Origin of the sequence: Fodinibius salicampi, assembly GCF_039545095.1 — a bacterium.
Classification (GTDB): domain Bacteria; phylum Bacteroidota; class Rhodothermia; order Balneolales; family Balneolaceae; genus Fodinibius; species Fodinibius salicampi.
Genome location: NZ_BAABRS010000005.1, coordinates 128,994 through 146,678 on the forward strand (window position 1 = coordinate 128,994; position 17,685 = coordinate 146,678).

Annotated in this window: 16 protein-coding genes; 7 read left to right on the forward strand and 9 right to left on the reverse strand. The window is 46.6% G+C overall.

Features of this window, described 5'->3' with window-relative positions; translation table 11 throughout:
* The 4 genes from ABEB05_RS15945 to hutU form a co-directional block, all read right to left on the reverse strand.
* Window positions 1-1,980 carry a serine hydrolase gene (locus ABEB05_RS15945; RefSeq protein ID WP_265791550.1) on the reverse strand — a complete coding sequence of 660 codons (1,980 nt, stop codon included), beginning with the start codon at window positions 1,978-1,980 and terminating at the stop codon, window positions 1-3.
* 135 nt (window positions 1,981-2,115) lie between these two features.
* A complete protein-coding gene (locus tag ABEB05_RS15950; protein ID WP_265791548.1) occupies window positions 2,116-2,583 on the reverse strand; it encodes a DUF456 domain-containing protein in 468 nt (155 codons plus the stop codon).
* A gap of 57 nt (window positions 2,584-2,640) precedes the next feature.
* The gene (locus ABEB05_RS15955) at window positions 2,641-3,072 is read right to left on the reverse strand and encodes a nuclear transport factor 2 family protein (protein WP_265791546.1); all 432 of its coding nucleotides are present in this window, start codon (window positions 3,070-3,072) and stop codon (window positions 2,641-2,643) included.
* Between the two features lie 115 nt (window positions 3,073-3,187).
* Window positions 3,188-4,858 (reverse strand): urocanate hydratase, encoded by a 1,671-nt coding sequence (gene hutU / locus ABEB05_RS15960; protein WP_265791545.1) that lies wholly within the window; start codon window positions 4,856-4,858, stop codon window positions 3,188-3,190.
* A gap of 207 nt (window positions 4,859-5,065) precedes the next feature.
* Here hutU and ABEB05_RS15965 point away from each other — a divergent pair, with 207 nt between their 5' ends.
* Entirely contained in the window at window positions 5,066-6,760 is a 1,695-nt protein-coding gene (locus ABEB05_RS15965) for a peptide MFS transporter (RefSeq protein ID WP_265791543.1), read from the forward strand.
* Window positions 6,761-6,879: 119 nt separating this feature from the next.
* Here the strand turns inward: ABEB05_RS15965 and ABEB05_RS15970 are convergent, their stop codons facing one another.
* The 4 genes from ABEB05_RS15970 to purU form a co-directional block, all read right to left on the reverse strand.
* Entirely contained in the window at window positions 6,880-7,779 is a 900-nt protein-coding gene (locus ABEB05_RS15970) for a fasciclin domain-containing protein (protein WP_265791542.1), read from the reverse strand.
* 355 nt (window positions 7,780-8,134) lie between these two features.
* Window positions 8,135-8,329: a DUF4469 domain-containing protein gene (locus tag ABEB05_RS17150; protein WP_425558421.1), complete on the reverse strand. Its 195-nt coding sequence runs from the start codon at window positions 8,327-8,329 to the stop codon at window positions 8,135-8,137.
* Window positions 8,317-8,835, reverse strand: coding sequence for a DNA-binding domain-containing protein (locus tag ABEB05_RS15975; protein WP_265791540.1), 519 nt, complete (start codon window positions 8,833-8,835; stop codon window positions 8,317-8,319). The genes ABEB05_RS17150 and ABEB05_RS15975 overlap by 13 nt, the downstream gene beginning before the upstream one ends.
* Window positions 8,836-9,207: 372 nt before the next feature.
* Window positions 9,208-10,044 carry a formyltetrahydrofolate deformylase gene (gene purU / locus ABEB05_RS15980; RefSeq protein WP_265791538.1) on the reverse strand — a complete coding sequence of 279 codons (837 nt, stop codon included), beginning with the start codon at window positions 10,042-10,044 and terminating at the stop codon, window positions 9,208-9,210.
* 574 nt (window positions 10,045-10,618) lie between these two features.
* Here purU and mnmE point away from each other — a divergent pair.
* The 5 genes from mnmE (at window position 10,619) to ABEB05_RS16005 (ending at window position 16,159) form a co-directional block, all read left to right on the forward strand.
* A complete protein-coding gene (mnmE, locus tag ABEB05_RS15985) occupies window positions 10,619-12,004 on the forward strand; it encodes a tRNA uridine-5-carboxymethylaminomethyl(34) synthesis GTPase MnmE (protein ID WP_265791536.1) in 1,386 nt (461 codons plus the stop codon).
* 192 nt (window positions 12,005-12,196) lie between these two features.
* Window positions 12,197-12,793 carry a short chain dehydrogenase gene (locus ABEB05_RS15990; protein WP_265791534.1) on the forward strand — a complete coding sequence of 199 codons (597 nt, stop codon included), beginning with the start codon at window positions 12,197-12,199 and terminating at the stop codon, window positions 12,791-12,793.
* A gap of 42 nt (window positions 12,794-12,835) precedes the next feature.
* On the forward strand, window positions 12,836-13,915 hold the full coding sequence (locus tag ABEB05_RS15995; RefSeq protein ID WP_265791532.1) for an aldo/keto reductase: 1,080 nt from the start codon (window positions 12,836-12,838) through the stop codon (window positions 13,913-13,915).
* Between the two features lie 187 nt (window positions 13,916-14,102).
* Window positions 14,103-15,128 carry an LLM class flavin-dependent oxidoreductase gene (locus tag ABEB05_RS16000; protein WP_265791530.1) on the forward strand — a complete coding sequence of 342 codons (1,026 nt, stop codon included), beginning with the start codon at window positions 14,103-14,105 and terminating at the stop codon, window positions 15,126-15,128.
* Between the two features lie 35 nt (window positions 15,129-15,163).
* The gene (locus ABEB05_RS16005) at window positions 15,164-16,159 is read left to right on the forward strand and encodes an alpha/beta fold hydrolase (RefSeq protein ID WP_265791528.1); all 996 of its coding nucleotides are present in this window, start codon (window positions 15,164-15,166) and stop codon (window positions 16,157-16,159) included.
* 58 nt (window positions 16,160-16,217) lie between these two features.
* On the opposite strand, the gene secG is transcribed toward ABEB05_RS16005, so the two are convergent.
* Window positions 16,218-16,619, reverse strand: coding sequence for a preprotein translocase subunit SecG (secG, locus tag ABEB05_RS16010; RefSeq protein WP_265791526.1), 402 nt, complete (start codon window positions 16,617-16,619; stop codon window positions 16,218-16,220).
* Window positions 16,620-16,763: 144 nt separating this feature from the next.
* On the opposite strand from secG, the gene ABEB05_RS16015 reads away from it, so the two are divergent.
* Window positions 16,764-17,672 (forward strand): mechanosensitive ion channel family protein, encoded by a 909-nt coding sequence (locus ABEB05_RS16015; RefSeq protein ID WP_265791525.1) that lies wholly within the window; start codon window positions 16,764-16,766, stop codon window positions 17,670-17,672.
* Window positions 17,673-17,685 lie beyond the last annotated feature (13 nt).

Sequence of the window (17,685 nt, forward strand, 5' to 3'; positions counted from 1 at the left end):
TCATTCTTTCTTTTCAAAAAATACGTTTTTTGTACGTCCATTGGATGCATTAAATCCGGTTATCTCATCCTCTTCATTTCGGATAAATGAAAAGTCTGTGACCGGAAATTCGCCTGAAAAAGAATCCTCATTACCGGGTGATAAGGTAATGTCATCCAAATAATAGTGCCGCAGTACCAGGCTGCTGTCTTCAAGAGCAATTGTATAGCTAGTTTCTATTTCCTCACTAAAATAGCGGCCGGTATATTTTTTCATCTGCTCCATATCCGGATCCCACTCAATGCGTTTTGCAATATGATTTCCATTCTGATGAAGCGTGAGAGAATCGGCCGTCCCGTCTTCATTCAGATGGAATGTAATATCAGCATTCACTCCCACCAAACTAAAGGTAGAGTCGGAGGTAGCCGTTATATCTACTTCAGGCTGACCTGTAGCCTGGGTATAAAGTCTGTCTCCGTCGCGGTAGAATGAAAGAACAAAGCCCGGCTGAATAACCAGTTCGTAACGTCCTGTCAGCGGCTCGAAGTTTTCGGGTTCATAGTTAAAGGATTCCTCCTCACCTGACTCCTCCGTTTCTTTAGGTTCCATATGTTCTCCAAAGTACTCATCCGCAATTTTTTGCGCTATATCACCCTGGAAAGAACTGTTATTACTTTGGGTTACAACTCCGGCCTCGATCTCGGGGAAATACATCAGCATTGACCGGTGTGCCAGATCCGATCCGCCGTGGTGTATATATTCCAGTCCCCTGTACTCCTGTGCAAAAAGCCCCAGCCCATATTCGGTGGACTGGCCGTTATTCAGTTTGTAAGGAGTAGTCATTTGCCGGATGATATTTTCGCTGCCAACTGTTGGTTCCTCCAGGTTTCGAATCCATTTAGCTAGATCCCCAAGGGTTGTATAAATACCGCCAGCACCCATAGCCCCGCCTAAATCTGCCACTTCCCTGTACTCTCCATCTTTGCTCATTGTATAGCCCTGAGAGCTTTCCGGCACCACCTGGTTTTGGGTTTTCCGTACCATCGTATGATTCATTCCAAGAGGCTCAAAAACCTGCTTCTTCATATATTCAGGAAAAGCCATATCAGTAACCCGGTTAATCACTTCAGCAATCAAAGCGTATCCAGTGTTATTGTAATTCCATTGGGCCCCGGGTTTGTTTTGTAGTTCAGGCTGACGTTGAACCACCTTTATAATCATTTCTCGATCCAAATCACTACTCAGGTCCCGCCCCGTCATTGCCAATGTATTTAAAAACTCCCGGTAACCACTGGTGTGCGTTAGTAAATGGCGAAGGGTTACGGTGTGTTCGAACTCCGGCAGTTCAGGAATATAATCACGGACATCATCATCCAGTGAAAGCTTATCCTGCTCGGCCAGTAATAACAATCCAAAAGCCGTAAACTGCTTGGACGTCGACCCGATATTGGTTCGGGTTTCAACATCAAAAGGAATATTGTAGCTAAGATTGGCCATACCATAAGCCTCTGAAAATAGGATTTCACCGTCCCGGATCACCATGGCTTCCGCACCCGGCACATCATTCCCAGAATATGCCATCATCAATTGATCTACACGAGCATCAGGATCAGATGCAATAGGCTCTACCGTCGACACCAAAAAGGAATAGTTCCCCTCTTCTTGCTTATACGGTGCCACCTCAATCCGGTAGTTACCGGACAACTTCGTATCAAATTGAAAGCGCTCGTGTCCTCGCGCCGGGCCATCAAAGGTAGCAACTTCCTCTCCCTTTGGACTATGGACCGTAACCACTACATCTACACTCTGCTGGTTGGCCTTTCCGAACACAAATTGCCCGGAATCTAATTCAGTTGAATAGAAGTGTGAGCCATGTTGCGTTAACGTATTATTCACTTCTTCCCCTATTGCAATAGGAATCTCTTTTTGATCGGGTTCCTGACCAAAAGCATTAACGGTCAAAACCAGCAAACAACAAAATGATGTAATAAAACTTTTCATTGATATAATTCCTGATTGAAGTTTACCTGAAAAGAGTATTCTTTGATTTGTTTCCTTATATATTTTCACGTATTTGACGCTGTTATGTTACAGTATGGCAAGGTGCCAACTCATTAAAACAGTCTCTCTATAAGACTATATATGCATAAAGAAATAATATGCCATCATTCCGGATGCAATCACTTTAAGAAGGATATTAGCTAATAATCCCATAAATGACCCGACTGCTGATCGCAGGGCTTGGTCCGATGATTGTCCTCCAATCAACTCTCCCAGGAAAGCCCCGGCTAATGGACCGACAATAATTCCCACAGGTAAAAACAGAAGTCCGGCTATCATCCCGATTATACTTCCCCAAATGCCGTATGGCGACCCTCCGAACTTTTTTGTGCCGTAGGCGGGTATCACATTATCTAAAATCTGTATAGCCCCTATGATCAATAACCAGATAATCAGGAATTGTACTGTAAATGGCTGCGTGGCGAATTGAAGTAATAACAATCCACAATAAGTGACGGGTATACCGGGCAATACCGGCAAAAAAGATCCGAAAAATCCGGCAATAATACAGATTCCACCAAGAATTACAAGTATTGTTTCCATAAGAAGAATGAAATTATATTAAGATATCTTATCAGACGAGAAACAATAACTTTTGTTTCAGTACTTCTGCTCTAACGGTCCCAGAGGACTCTCTTCACAAGCATTCTGCTTAACATTATAAGTGATATCCGCAATTTTCCAATTTGCTTCGGTTTTAATCAGTGAAATTAGGTTGGTCCCACAGTGAGAGAAGGTGCCATCAACATGCAGATCGTAAGGTGTCCATGCCATCGCGACATTGTCATCAACCAGCACTTTAGTATTCCACATACGCTCAACTATCGTCTGCTCAAAGTTTCCAATACTTTCCACAAATGAACTATTTTCTCCCAAGTTAACAATACCCGCTTCATTGATTCGGAACGTATGTCCACCATCCATAAATACCGATGCAGCTTTTGCAGAATCTGCTTCGGCCATAGCATCAAAAAGCTTCTGTACAGTTTCCAAAACTGCTTTTTCTTCCTCTCTTTCTTGTCCGTAACACATAATTGCCAAACCAGTTAATAGAAAAACCAGTATCACTATTTTGCTTATCATTTTCATAGATTTCCAAAGGTTGGTTATTGCATTTATTTACATGTTTTGTCCTTAAATATAGATATTACTCTATCATCGGCAAATCCATACCCCGCTCTTTGGCTGTTTTGATGGCCTCTTCGTAACCGGCATCTGCATGACGCATAACTCCACTGCCCGGATCGTTGGTAAGTACACGCTGGAGTCGTTCGTCGGCCATATCGGTACCGTCGGCCACACACACCATGCCCGCATGAATGGAATAGCCGATACCCACACCTCCCCCGTGGTGCAGCGATACCCAGCTGGCTCCGCTGGCCGTATTGAGCATGGCATTTAACAGCGGCCAGTCCGCAATAGCATCCGAACCGTCCTTCATTCCTTCCGTTTCGCGATTAGGGGAAGCCACGGAGCCGGTATCCAAATGGTCGCGACCAATAACCAGCGGAGCATCTACCTTTCCTTTTTTGACAAGCCAGTTGAATTTGGCTCCCATTTCTGCCCGTTCCCCGTATTCCAGCCAGCAGATACGCGAAGGAAGGCCCTGAAACTGCACTTGGTCCTGTGCTTTGTGAATCCAGCGATTAAGCGATTCTTTTTCAGGAAAGGTATCCAGTACAGCCCTATCCGTCGTATAGATATCTTCGGGATTTCCGGACAGCGCCGCCCAGCGAAACGGTCCCGAACCTCGGCAAAAAAGCGGACGAATAAAAGCGGGGACAAATCCCGGAAAGTTAAAAGCCTCCTCCATTCCGCGATGATCGGCCACCTGTCCGCGGATATTGTTGCCATAGTCAAAGGTTACGGCGCCTTTTTCCTGCATTTTTAGCATCGTCTCGACATGGGTTTCCATGGAATCGAGCACCGCACCCTGATACATTTGTGGATTAAGCTCCCGCTCTTCAGCCGCCTCGGCCAGCGACATCCCCGCGGGAATATATCCAAGCTGCAGGTCATGTGCTGATGTCTGATCGGTTAATACATCGGGAACCACTCCTTTTTCCAGCATCTCCGGCAATACCTCTGCTGCATTACCCAGCAATCCTATGGAAAGCGCTTCTCCTTTTTCCTTGGCATCCAACGCCTTTTCAAGAGCCTCATCAAGATTAGTGCATTTTTCATCGCAGTAGCCGGTTTCCACCCTACGATCAATGCGTCGCTCATCTACCTCTATGCCAATAAAAGCTGCGCCGTTCATGGTTGCTGCCAGCGGCTGAGCTCCGCCCATCCCGCCAAGCCCGGCGGTAACCAGTAATTGTCCCTGAAGGGTACCGTTAAATTTCTGGCGGGCACACTCCGCGAAAGTTTCGTAGGTCCCCTGCAGGATACCCTGCGTTCCGATATAAATCCAAGAGCCGGCGGTCATTTGGCCGTACATAGTCAGTCCCATTTTGTCAAGCCGCCGAAATTCATCCCAATTCGCCCACTTCGGCACCAAATGTGCATTGGCAATGAGCAAGCGTGGAGCTTCTTCGTGGGTCCGGAATACGCCCACCGGCTTTCCGCTTTGCACGAGCAGGGTCTCATCATTTTCCAGGCGCTTTAGCGTTTCCGTAATCTTGTGATAGCACTCCCAGTTCCGCGCCGCTTTTCCTCCACCACCATAGACGATCAATTCCTCCGGTTTCTCCGCCACTTCCGGATCAAGGTTGTTCATCAACATGCGCAGGGCAGCCTCCTGGTGCCACCCCTTGCATTGCAGATTTGTTCCGGTTGGCGCTTTAATGTCCTTGACTTTGCCTCTTTCAGAACCCATATCCACTCGTGTTTTATTCCTGATTTTAAAGCAATGTAAAAAATTAATTTCGGATTACGTATCTGCCTAATAAAGTTCACTAAAATAGCTTTTCGGTAGCGGAGTGGACTTAAAAGTTGCTTCACTATGTCGGTTTAATTATCATTCACCGCGTGAATACGATGTGATTTTTGGGCTAAACGGCAATTCGAAATAAATCAGCTATAAATGGCAAACGAACAAGCAGGGACGGTTAATTCTGGCCAGGAAAACGATTTTTTTGGTCACCCACGGGGACTATCAACACTATTTTTCACGGAGCTTTGGGAGCGATTCAGTTATTATGGAATGCGTGCCCTGCTGGTTCTTTTTATGACAGCAGAAGCCATTGGCAGCAATCCCGGCCTTGGCTTCAGCGTCGGAAAGGCCACAGCCATTTACGGATTATATACTTTTTTCGTGTATGTACTCTCGCTGCCGGGTGGCTGGGTTGCCGACAAATTATGGGGCCAGCGTAAGGCCGTATTTGTAGGTGGTTGTATTATCGCCGCCGGACACTTTAGCATGGCCATCCCCACCACCATGTTCTTTTATATTGGGCTAGCACTCATCGTTATTGGTACCGGCCTGCTAAAGCCCAACGTCAGTTCAATGGTTGGCGATCTTTATCCCGAAGGCGGGGCCCGCCGCGACGCCGGCTTTTCCATTTTTTATATGGGTATCAACTTCGGAGCTATCTTAGGTCCCCTGCTTTGCGGCCTTCTTGGCGAAGGATACAACTGGCATTACGGGTTTTCGCTGGCCGGATTTGGAATGATACTCGGACTTATTTCCTATAAATACGGGTATAAATTTTTGGGCAATGCCGGTGACCTTAAGACCGGTGAAAGCCAGGAAGTACTCAATGCCCGCAGCCGAAAGTTCTACACCATTCTTTCTGTCACCGCAGGTGCTATTGTTGCATTTACCTTTTTGATGAGCTCGGGCGTCATTGACATTACGCTCCAGACTTTAGCCGAATACCTGGGCGGTGCAGCCGTTACCATTACTATCCTATTTTTTGGATACATCATTTTCTTTGGCGGCCATACCAGAGACGAACAAAAAAAGCTAGGGGTTATCTTCTGGCTCTTTATTTTAGCCGCCCTCTTCTGGAGTGGTTTTGAACAGGCAGGCTCTTCGCTTAATCTCTTTGCCCAGGATCTGACCAACCGCTCGATTGGCGACGTTGCCTGGCTTGATGGAACGACCGCCCTTATCATCACCCTCCTTATTGCCGTTCCGGTACTTTATATGGTCTACCGTGTAATCAATCGTGATAATCTTTGGTCTTTTGCCAAATGGGTGGTAGGCATTTCTTCGGTAGGGATACTCATTTTTACCTGGTGGCTTATCCAGCGCATCGGTATTGGATGGGAAACACCGGCCAGCACACTGCAGCTTATTAACCCCTTTTTCATTGTCGTATTTGCCCCCATCTTTGGATGGCTATGGACCTGGCTGGCATCCAGAAATGCAAACCCCTCTATCCCGGTTAAATTTGGATTGGGGTTATTCGGACTTGCCGCCGGATTTTTCGTGCTGTCTTGGGGCGCAGTCAACGCAACCGAGGCCAACCCTGTAAGTCCATCGTGGCTGATTGTCACCTACTTCCTGCATACCTGTGGCGAGCTCTGCTTGTCACCTGTGGGACTTTCTTCCATGACCAAGCTGGCACCTAAGACGCGCGTAAGCCAGATGATGGGGGTTTGGTTTGTAGCTGCTGCCGTTGGGAATCTCTTTGCCGGACTTATGGCCGGCCAGCTTGAAACTCTGGCGCCCAGCAGTCTCTTCTGGAGCGTAGCTATGATTGTAGGCGGCGGTGGAATAGTTGCCCTGCTTGCCAGCCCCTATGTTAAGCGTCTGATGGGAGATGTGGAGTAAGCGTGATCGAAGACACAGCAAACGAATGGTTTAAAATAAAGGGCGTACTTTAAGGGTACGCCCTCTCTTTTTATTTCGTTTAATAATCGCAGATACAACAGTAAAAGCCACTATACCACTTACATTCCGCTGCCGGAGTGGGGATCTACAACAGCATCAATAATATAGACGACCCCATTCTTCCCCTCGATATCTGCCTGCTGAACTACGGCCCGGTCTCCATTGAGCGTTATAGTGCCATCATTCGACACCGATACCATAAGGTCTTCTCCATTCCGGGTTGTCAGCGTTTGACCGTCACTCAGCTCATCGGATAAGATCTCCTGTTCCACAACATGGTAGTTTAAAATCTCCCTCAGGTCAGAATCAGAAAGATCATCCACATTTTGCTCAAAGTTTTCAAAGGCCTCGTCAGTTGGGACAAACACTGTAAATTCTGCCGTTTCATCTTCCAGAACACCCTCAAGCTCTGTTCGTCCGGACGTACAGTAGCAAGCGAACTTTGACAGGCTGTACCGCTTTTCGATCGCACCAAAAACGGTCAGATACGCATCCGGAAGAAGTACGTTATCAATCTTATGGATTACCCCATTTGCGGTTTCTTTATCCCCTTCGGTAATTATGGCCTTGTGGTTTAGTTCTATATCATTATTGGCCCTCACGAATATAGAACTGCCCGCATTCGTTTCTATCTCCTCGTTCTCCTGGATATCGCCTGTAAACATGGCTCCTGACGCTAGGTGATAATTGAGGATCTCCTTTAGCTCCTCGCCGGTAAGATCATCCAGCAATCCTTCGGGGAGCTTGTGAAAAGCCGAATCGGTCGGTGCAAAAGCAGTAAAAGATCCCTCCGATTCCAATTCGGCATCTAATCCTGTTTGTACCAATATGCCTGAAAAGGTCTTTAAGGTACTGTCCTCGCTTACAACGGTCGAAATACTATCATCATCAGAGCCGGGATCAGGATCGGGGCCTGTACTGTTTTGTTCGTCGCATCCGGCGATTCCAACTATTGTCATTAAAAAAAGAGCAATTATTGTAGTAATACCTGGGAGTCTGTAATTATTTTCTTGTCCTAACATTGTATTCCTCTTACGATTTATTATAGTAGATGAGTCTTTTTTACTTAAACAAGAACCTTAAAAACTTGTTCCCCAACCTGTCGAAACTGCCAGTTATTTATGTTGATGATGTAGCGGCCAATACCTTCACCCAGCCTCCGTTAGTAACTGACTTGCTACACATCTGGAACCTAATACTGCTATACTAACCCTTTCCTACCTTACGACGGGACCCTGTCGTAGTCGTAACATGAGCTATTCCAGCCCTACGACAGGGTGCTGTCGTGGCCCTGACATAGGGTACTTCAGCCGGCTACGCTACCGTTAATTCAGGAGTAAATATGCCCGTCCACAGCCTGTTGCCGTTACGCGGAGTGGTCCTTACTTCCAACCCGTAGGTGCCGGCAGTAAGGGCTTCCGGAATGCGCAGGAGGAGTCTCTTCGGCTCGTTGGTGCGAATGTCCGGGGACTTGACCTCGTAGTCACTGAATTCACTCACAAAGAACACCCTTCGACCTCCAGGTTGTTATATATCTTTAGGTTGTCACCTGTAACTTCCAGTACGCCGTCCGGGGTAAGAATATCGCCATTGGTCCTGCTGCCCCAGTCGTAGATCTTCTCGATGTGAGGGAGGAGATCCTGTCCATCCACCTTTTGAAGCGTAACGTTATCGGCGACCCCGGTAACACTTTTTTTGGCCACCACGCTGACCACCACCCGGTGGCGTTCCGGGTCAAATTGATCCTCATCGCCATTAAAAACTCCGCGGATGCCGTAAAGGGTATAGATATAGTCTCCGTTGTAGCCTTCACCGCGCCGTATATATTCCATGATGGCCGACCAGTAGCTATCGATCACGGCATTAACTTCAGTGGATTTAAGGATAGAGCCAGCACCGGTAATGGACTCAATCAGATCTTCGCGGGTTTTAACGGATACATCCGCTGGGCGGGCCAGGCAGTCGTTACGATTATTTGCTGTAAAATGATTATCGTAAAGTCTGTAGCGCAGCATGTTCTCAGATATGCTTCGTTATGGGTTTATATCCTCTATGATAGTTGCTGAAGCGGTATCCGAGGTTTTCTTACTATATTATTAAACCTGGAAACCATACCGCATCACCATAATAGTAAGAGCGTTTAACAACCCATTCCTTACATTTTTTTTGAGAACTCCCCATCTAATCCCGGTCCATACCCTGAGAAACCTTTAGTCTGTAACTTTTGACAACTCCAACTGCCATTGCGAATGAAATTAAACAATCTCTCGATTAGAGCATTCTAAAGGAGATTGCTTCCCGCCATCCGGCGGATCGCAATGACAGCTTGTAAAAGTGATGGTTTTGCCAAGGCCTCCAAAAAAGAAATGCCCCTCTATACTATTATGTTATTCAAACACTATCGTCCGACCATTGTGGATGAAAATCCGCTCTTCGAGCAGCAGCTTTACCGCTTTGGCCAATACCGTTTTCTCTACATCTCTCCCTGCGCTTGCCATCTCTTCAGCCGTATAGGAATGGTTAACCGGCATCACATCCTGTGCGATAATAGGTCCCTCGTCCAGGTCATCCGTAACAAAATGGGCCGTGGCGCCAATAATTTTCACGCCCCGCTCAAAGGCCTGCTGGTATGGGTTGGCCCCGATAAAAGCCGGAAGAAAGGAATGATGAATATTGATGATTTTGTCCTTGTACCGGTCTACAAAATCCGAAGAGAAAATCCGCATATACTTTGCCAGCACAATATAATCAGGCTGGTACTGCTCCAGCACCTCTTCTACCTTTGCTTCATGCGTTTTCCGGTCTATTTTCTCATGGCTGATAGCGTGAAAAGGAACATCGAAAGCCTCTGACAGTGACCTCAGGTTATCATGGTTACTTATTACAGCCTGTACATCCGCAGGAATCTCGCCATTACTATATCGCAATAACAAATCGCCCAGGCAGTGCGGTTCTTTTGTCGCCATAATAACAATCGACCGGTCACCTATTTCCGCATGACGGATATCTGCCTCATTAGGTAAAGATGTCCGAAGGTCTTCCAGAACACCATTGGGCGTTTCCTCCCCTTCAAAAGCCGTCCGCATCACAAAATGATCGGTGGTGGTATCCACAAATTCCTGGTTACTTACAATATTCAGTCCGTGCCGGTAGAGTACTTCTGTTATTCTATACACCAATCCTTTTTCATCCGGACAATCTATATGCAGTACCTGTTTTTCCATTATATCCCAGTAATTAGATAATTTTTTCTTGTTACCTCGCTATGCAGTGAACATGTAATCGTTGTAGTATTATATCAGTTTTATAGTCCTTTAGGTGACCCTTTTTCCCTACAAGCAGGGAAAAGACGCCTTACCAGGATGCATAGGGCATATAAGCGTGGGGCAACCATTTCGGATATGAGATAATGATAAAATTGACCGTAATCAACTGATATTAAAGATTCCAAATACTTAGGTAGGAGGCCAGCCAATAAGTTGATTTCTTAATAACTGCCCCTAAATAATCAAGAATTATTCAATCTCCCTAAATCCCTCTTCTCCAAGAGGGACTTCTAAAATGCGCTCTATTTGATTAAGAGCTATTTCAAAGCTAAAAGAATTCCTCCTTGGAGAAGGAGGACAGGAGGATTGATAGAAATATAATTTTATCACCTGAATTTTTTAATTAAATGGTAATAAGTATAACCTTTTGGCCAGCCTCTAGACGGGTTACCAACCCGTCCTACATTGAATATTATTCCCCGAGACATTATCCGGAATGAATATCCCTCCAAAAGCCCTTATCTTAGACACTATGAATCAACAAAACGACATCACCCAAAAAGAACCCATTACCGCCATTGCCACACCCGTGGGGGAAGGCGGTATTGCTGTTATCCGTGTTTCAGGCAAAAATGCCATTGCCACGGTTAATGAGGCTTTTAAAGGAAACGACCTCACTGCCCAGGATTCCCATACGGTTCACTTCGGAAAAATCCTGGATGGCGAAGGCGAAGTTGTGGATGAAGTACTGGCGACTCTGTTCCACGCTCCCAAATCATATACCGGCGAAGAAACGGTAGAAATATCGTGCCACGGCGGGGTACTGGTGACGCAAGCGGTACTGGAAGCGATGCTTGACCTGGGTATACGCTCGGCCGAACCGGGGGAATTCACGCAGCGCGCATTCCTGAACGGAAAGATGGAATTGAGCCAGGCCGAGGCAGTAGCCGATCTCATCCACGCCAAAAGTAAAAAAGCCCTTGATTCTGCTCATCAACAGCTGGAAGGGCGCCTCGGGGAACACATCAAGCAGTTTCGGCAGCAAATTATCGATGCCACAGCCATGGTAGAGCTGGAGCTCGATTTCGCGGAGGAAGATGTGGAATTTGCCAATAAAGAAGAGCTCAAAGAGCTGCTCGTTGAGCTGGATGAAGAAATTGACAACTTGTTGGCCACCTACGAAACGGGACGGCTGGTCAAGCACGGCGTAAAAACGGTTTTCATTGGCCTGCCCAATGCCGGCAAATCAACCCTGCTGAACACCCTGGTAGGCAAAGACCGCGCTATAGTTACGGAAATTGCCGGCACCACCCGCGATACGATCGACGTGGACTGGAGCTATGACGGGCTCCGGTTTATTCTTACGGATACGGCCGGACTACGAGAAACCGAAGATATTGTAGAAGCAGAGGGCGTCAAACGATCCCAAAAAGCATTTGATGAAGCCGACCTCGCGGTCTATCTCAAGGATTTGTCTCGTGAACTGACGTCCGAAGAGCGCGAAGATATTGCCCGCTTCCAAAAAGCGGCCGGCGAAACGCCTTTCGTGCTTATCGGTACCAAAAACGATATCGCACTGGAGGTAGAGGACGAGCGCATGGATTACGATCTGAAGATATCGGCTCTGGAAGGCGAAAAGATTGAAGAACTCAAGAAACTGATGAAACAGCGCGCCTTGGAAAACAAGGAATATGACTCTTCGAGCCTGCTGGTTACCTCCAGCCGCCACCGCGATGCCCTGCAAAAAGCCCAGGAAAATGTTCGAAGTGCTATTCAGGCCCTGGAGCAGGGAATGACCGGCGACTTCCTCGCCATTGATTTACGGGCTGCCCTCAAAGACCTGGGAACAATCACCGGAGAAATTACGACCGAAGATATCTTGGATTCCATATTCTCACGGTTTTGTATTGGTAAGTAAAGTATCCGCTTTCTTAATCATGCCATTCCATTCGGTCACGAAGCATCTTATCACAACCTTTGACACTGGATAACAGCTGCAGAAGAATTAACTAATCCTGAATTTTATTGCTGATTAGCAAACTGTATCGGGAAAACTATAGTTATATGAGTAAGAAAAAGAATAGAAATTAAACTCACAGATTCTCTTTCCATGAAAATTATTATTGTAGGAGCTACGGGCACCATCGGACAAAAAGTAACGGCCGACCTTGAAGGTGAACACGACATCATTAAAGTGGGAACCCAAAGCGGTGATATACAGGCTGATATTACAAAGCCGGGTTCGGTCAAAAGCCTATTCAAGAAGGTAGGGTCTTTCGATGCTTTGGTAAGTGCAGCCGGCGGCGGACATTTCGGTCCCCTGAAGGAAATGGACAGCGATGATTTCCAGGTTGGTCTGAACAGCAAGCTCGCAGGACAAGCAAATCTCGTTTTAACCGGACAGCATTACATCAACCCCAAAGGATCGTTTACGCTCATATCTGGCATCCTTTCGGATGATCCGGTCTATGCCTCGGCGAATCTTGCCGCGACCAACGGAGCAATTAATAGCTTTGTGGTTGCTGCGGCCCGGGAGCTGGAAAATGATGTGCGCATTAATGCTGTAAGTCCGGGCGTGGTGGAAGACTCTCCCGAGTTTTTTGATGCCTTCCCGGGGCACCGACCTGTGGAAATGGACCGCGTGGTAAGGGCTTTCCGCAAAAGCGTGCTCGGATCTATCTCCGGCGAAGTGATCGAAGTCTGGTAATAAGCTTTCATTACAGCGCAAATAACCCAAGATAGTATAATCATGAAACATCCAACTCTCGAAAATTTCTTTTTAATGGCTCCCGACTCTAATAAAGGAAGTTCATCGCCAACTACAGAAGATACATCGGAACCCGGTTTTCGCATCAATGATCCTATTAGCCTGGGTGGCGTTGCTGCCGGGAACGGCTTCCACGTGAATAGCGATCAACAAATTAACGATACCCTCGAGGCGGCCTGGGAGGCCGGAGTTCGCTATTTTGATACTGCCCCTTTATACGGATATGGCCTCAGTGAGCGCCGCTTTGGAAGGTTTTTGTTCAACAAAGACCGCGATGATTTTATCCTGTCAACCAAAGTGGGACGTCTGCTCCATCCCGATCCCGACTTCAGCGCTGATCCTGATGACATCTGGAAAGGTCAACTTAACTTCGAGACCGCCTTTGACTATACTGCCGAAGGGGTACGCCGATCCATCGAAGACAGTATGCATCGGATGGGACTTTCCAGTATTGATGTCGTTTATATACACGACCTGTCACCGGATATGATGGGTAAAGAATGGACGGAGTACTTTGAAATAGCCCGAGAAGGAGCCATGCCGGAATTAACGCGCATGCGCGAAGAGGGTATTATTAAAGCATGGGGCATCGGTGTCAATACAATCGAACCGATCTTGAAAACCATTGAAACAGCCGATCCGGATATTGTACTTTCGGCCACCCAGTACTCGCTGATGAACCACCAGGATTCACTGGAACGGCTCTTCCCGGCCTGCGAAAAGAATGATGTCTCGGTCGTAGTGGGTGCTGCGGTCAATGCAGGCTTTCTGGCCGGTAAAGATCGTTTTGATTATGGCGGTTCCATCCCGGAGGGACTCCTTAAACGAAGAGAGCGCATCCATGCTATTGCCGATAAATATGATGTGGATCTCCGTACCGCGGCCCTTCAGTTTTCCTTTGCGCCCAAAGCCGTAACTTCTGTTGTGACAGGCGCAAGCAAGCCATACCAGATTGTGGATAACGTAAGCTCTATGGATACAGATATTCCCTCCGGTTTCTGGAAAGAACTTAAGGAGGAACAGCTCATTTCATCATTGGCTCCCGAACCCGGTAATGAATAATCGTATAGTTTGATAAGTTTATGATTGAGTGGTGAAGATGTGGAAGGATATCTTCTTTTTAAATCCCAGTTGGATGAATGCGGGGAATAATTTCTGAAGCATCAAACCCTATTTCTTCTAAAACTGTTTACATATCATGAATTCAGGTAAAGAAACGCTATCTCTGGAATTGAATATTATTTAGCCAATGAATAGAAAATCATTACAAGATATTTCCTACTCCCTGCTGGATCTGGCCGTTATTACGGAGGGACAGTCACCCGCGGATGCCATCCGTAATAGCCGCGACCTGGCTCAGCATGTTGAAGATTGGGGATACACCCGGTTCTGGATGGCCGAGCACCATAACATGGAAAACATTGCCAGTTCTGCAACCTCGGTTTTACTGGGATTTGTAGCGGAAGCCACTAAATCCATACGAGTCGGCTCGGGTGGTGTCATGTTGCCTAACCACTCGCCGCTGGTTATTGCCGAACAGTTTGGTACCCTGGCCTCCCTTTATCCAGACCGTATTGATCTTGGCTTAGGTCGTGCGCCCGGAACCGATCAAACTACAGCTCAGGCAATCCGTCCAGACCGGATGCAGCAGGTTCGCCAGTTCCCTAATAACGTGAAACAGCTCCAAAAGTATTTCTCTGCGGAGAACCGCAATGCCGACGTCCGTGCCATTCCCGGGGAGGGAACTGACGTTCCCCTGTGGATTCTGGGATCGAGTACGGACAGTGCCCACCTGGCAGCAGCACTGGGACTCCCCTACGTATTTGCAAGCCATTTTTCTCCGCAACAACTCCATGCGGCCTTCAGCGTATACCGGGAAGAGTTTCAACCCTCTGAACAACTAAAAGAACCCTATGTTATGCCCTGCATCAATGTAGTAGCAGCCGATACAGATGAACAAGCTGAATGGCTGTCGACCTCTTTAAAACAGATGTTCATGGGAGTCGTAACCGGAGAACACAAACCCATGCCTCCCCCGGTTGACGACATGAATACAGTTTGGAATCTACGTGAAAAGATGGCCGTGGAGCAAATGCTCAAGTATACCTTCATTGGCAGTAAGGAAACGGTTAAAGACGAAGTGACGGAATTTCTAAAAGAAACCGGTGCCGATGAGGTTATGATTGCTACTTATATATACGACCATACCCAGCGGCTCAAATCTCATCGGATTTTTGCGGAGATTATGCAGGAACAAGAATTAGAAACATCTTAACATTACAAGACATGAATAATTAAATCTCTATTCCAATGAAACGGTTACTAATTCTAACGGCCCTCTTACTTTTGGGCTTTTCTTCACTTTATGCTCAAGACAAACAACCCGAACTGGGTATCAACCTGGAAGGATATGAATATCCCTATCCCGTTGAGTACTTTACCTTTGATTCCCAACAGCAGCCATTGAAGATGGCCTTCATGTATGAAGAGGCTAAAAACTCCAATGCCCGGACGGTCCTGTTGTTTCACGGGAAAAACTTTAACGAGGCTTACTTCGGTCAAACGATAGAGGCTTTGCTGGCGGAGGGCTTTAACGTGCTGGCTCCCGATCAAATTGGCTTTGGTAAATCTACCAAGCCCGACTACTATCACTACACCTTTCAGCAGCTGGCCCAAAATACCAAAGCCTTGGCAGATTCGCTGAACATCAGCCAAACAATCGTTTTAGGACACTCTATGGGTGGTATGTTGGCCACACGTTTTTCGCTGATGTATCCTCAAACGGTAGAAACCCTGGTATTGGAAAACCCTATTGGCCTTGAAGACTGGAAGAAAAAGGTCCCCTATCAGGGCGTTGATCATTGGTACCAGCAGGAGCTGGAGAAAACCTATGAAGGCGTCAAACAGTACATGGCGGAGAGCTACTACGACAACAACTGGAAATCTGAATATGAGGAATGGCTTTATCTCCGAACGGGCTTTATTGGCACCACCGACTATGAACGTTACGCCTGGAACCAGGCCCTGACGACGGATATGGTTTTTACTCAACCCGTCCTATATGAATTTTCTGAACTGGAAGTTCCCACCGTGCTCATTATCGGTCAGCGGGACCGTACGGCTATTGGTACCGGCCTGGTTTCCGATTCGGTGGCCGCAACGATGGGTCAATATCCTGAGCTGGGCAAGCGCACGGCCAAACGAATTCCCAACGCTACGCTCATAGAGCTTGATGACATCGGCCATCTGCCACATATGGAAGACTTTAACCGTTTTATTGAAGCCTTGCTTTCGAATATCCAATAAATAAAATAGGCCCGGTTCCAATGAACCGAGCCTATAATTCCTTTAAAACAAAGGATTCTTAATTATCTCCATCTGAACCTGAGCCACTGCCACCATCATTTCCACCTTGATTTTGTGGCAATTCCGTAGGCACAGCAGGTGTGCTCTGGGATTCATTATTCATATTGTTTGGCTGTACCGGCTGCTCCACTCCACGTTCCTGAACAGCACTTTCTGTTACATCTCCCCGGTCAATTGCAAAGTTGGCAAGAACACTGAGTACAAGCAAAGCGCCTCCTAAAACCGAAGTTGCCTTAGACAAGAGATCAGCTGTACGGCGCGCACCTAAGCCAGCACCGCCCTGCATTCCTCCTGCCAGTCCTCCGGAAAGACCTTGTCCCTGTCCCGGTTGCAGCAGAACAACAATGGTTAAAAGTACACAAACAACAATAATCAGAAATAGAATAATATTATAAAGCATGGTAATTGATATCTCGGTATGAATTTCAGACTCGTTAAGATATCCAAAATTCCTTTTTTTTACAATGTATTAGTTGTAAGTAAACTTACTTTTGTATATTGCCAACTTAATTGACCACCTTTTATTTCATTAATCTGATAGTTTGTGCAAGATTACTCAAATCAAATTCAGGAATTTGTCCAAAATTCTCCTGCCTTAAGCTATAAAATATTTCTTACGGTAGCCGTCATTTTCGTTATTTGGGCGCTTCGCCTGATGGCCATTCGTATCGTTAACAGACAGCTTCCCGAGGCGGAAGATCAGTACAGATGGCGTAAGAACCTAACTTATATCTCTGTTTTCCTGGGTTTTCTTATTGTGGGACGTATATGGTTTGAGGGACTCCAGTCAATAGCTACATTCCTGGGATTGCTCTCGGCCGGACTTGCAATAGCTCTGAGAGATCCGGTATCCGATTTAGCCGGTTGGCTCTTTATATTGTGGCGCAAACCCTTTGAAGTTGGTGATCGTATTCAGCTGGGCGACGTTAAGGGAGATGTTATTGATACCCGTATCTTTAAATTTACGGTTCTTGAGATTGGAAACTGGGTGCGAAGCGATCAAAGTACGGGCCGTGTTGTGCACGTTCCTAATCATGAAGTATTCAATGAGCCACTGGCGAATTATACCAGCGACTTTGAGTTTATATGGAATGAGATGCAAGTGCTTGTCACTTTTGAAAGTGATTGGTCTAAAGCGAAAAAACTACTGCAGGATATTGCCGACAAGCACTTGAATCAGTTTGCGGATGAGGCCCAAAGGCAGGTACAAAGAGCCCAAAAAGCCTATCTTATCCATTATAAACACTTAACCCCCATTGTTTATACGGATGTACAGGACAGCGGTATCTGCCTTACAATACGCCATTTAACCAATCCCAGAAGACGACGTAGTACAAGTGAAGCACTTTGGGAAGATATCCTCAATACATTCGATCAGCATGATGACATTGACTTAGCTTACCCCACTATGCGTATTTATAAAGAACCGAATACCAATAAGAATCAGGAATAATATATCAAATCTA

Coding starts and splice junctions, on each gene's coding strand:
- secG (WP_265791526.1), bottom strand. CDS start 16,619: ATGCTTTATAATATTATTCTATTTCTGATTATTGTTGTTTGTGTACTT.
- ABEB05_RS15955 (WP_265791546.1), bottom strand. CDS start 3,072: ATGTGTTACGGACAAGAAAGAGAGGAAGAAAAAGCAGTTTTGGAAACT.
- ABEB05_RS15965 (WP_265791543.1), top strand. CDS start 5,066: ATGGCAAACGAACAAGCAGGGACGGTTAATTCTGGCCAGGAAAACGAT.
- ABEB05_RS15975 (WP_265791540.1), bottom strand. CDS start 8,835: ATGCTGCGCTACAGACTTTACGATAATCATTTTACAGCAAATAATCGT.
- ABEB05_RS15950 (WP_265791548.1), bottom strand. CDS start 2,583: ATGGAAACAATACTTGTAATTCTTGGTGGAATCTGTATTATTGCCGGA.
- mnmE (WP_265791536.1), top strand. CDS start 10,619: ATGAATCAACAAAACGACATCACCCAAAAAGAACCCATTACCGCCATT.
- purU (WP_265791538.1), bottom strand. CDS start 10,044: ATGGAAAAACAGGTACTGCATATAGATTGTCCGGATGAAAAAGGATTG.
- ABEB05_RS16000 (WP_265791530.1), top strand. CDS start 14,103: ATGAATAGAAAATCATTACAAGATATTTCCTACTCCCTGCTGGATCTG.
- ABEB05_RS15995 (WP_265791532.1), top strand. CDS start 12,836: ATGAAACATCCAACTCTCGAAAATTTCTTTTTAATGGCTCCCGACTCT.
- ABEB05_RS15990 (WP_265791534.1), top strand. CDS start 12,197: ATGAAAATTATTATTGTAGGAGCTACGGGCACCATCGGACAAAAAGTA.
- ABEB05_RS15945 (WP_265791550.1), bottom strand. CDS start 1,980: ATGAAAAGTTTTATTACATCATTTTGTTGTTTGCTGGTTTTGACCGTT.
- hutU (WP_265791545.1), bottom strand. CDS start 4,858: ATGGGTTCTGAAAGAGGCAAAGTCAAGGACATTAAAGCGCCAACCGGA.
- ABEB05_RS15970 (WP_265791542.1), bottom strand. CDS start 7,779: ATGACAATAGTTGGAATCGCCGGATGCGACGAACAAAACAGTACAGGC.
- ABEB05_RS16005 (WP_265791528.1), top strand. CDS start 15,164: ATGAAACGGTTACTAATTCTAACGGCCCTCTTACTTTTGGGCTTTTCT.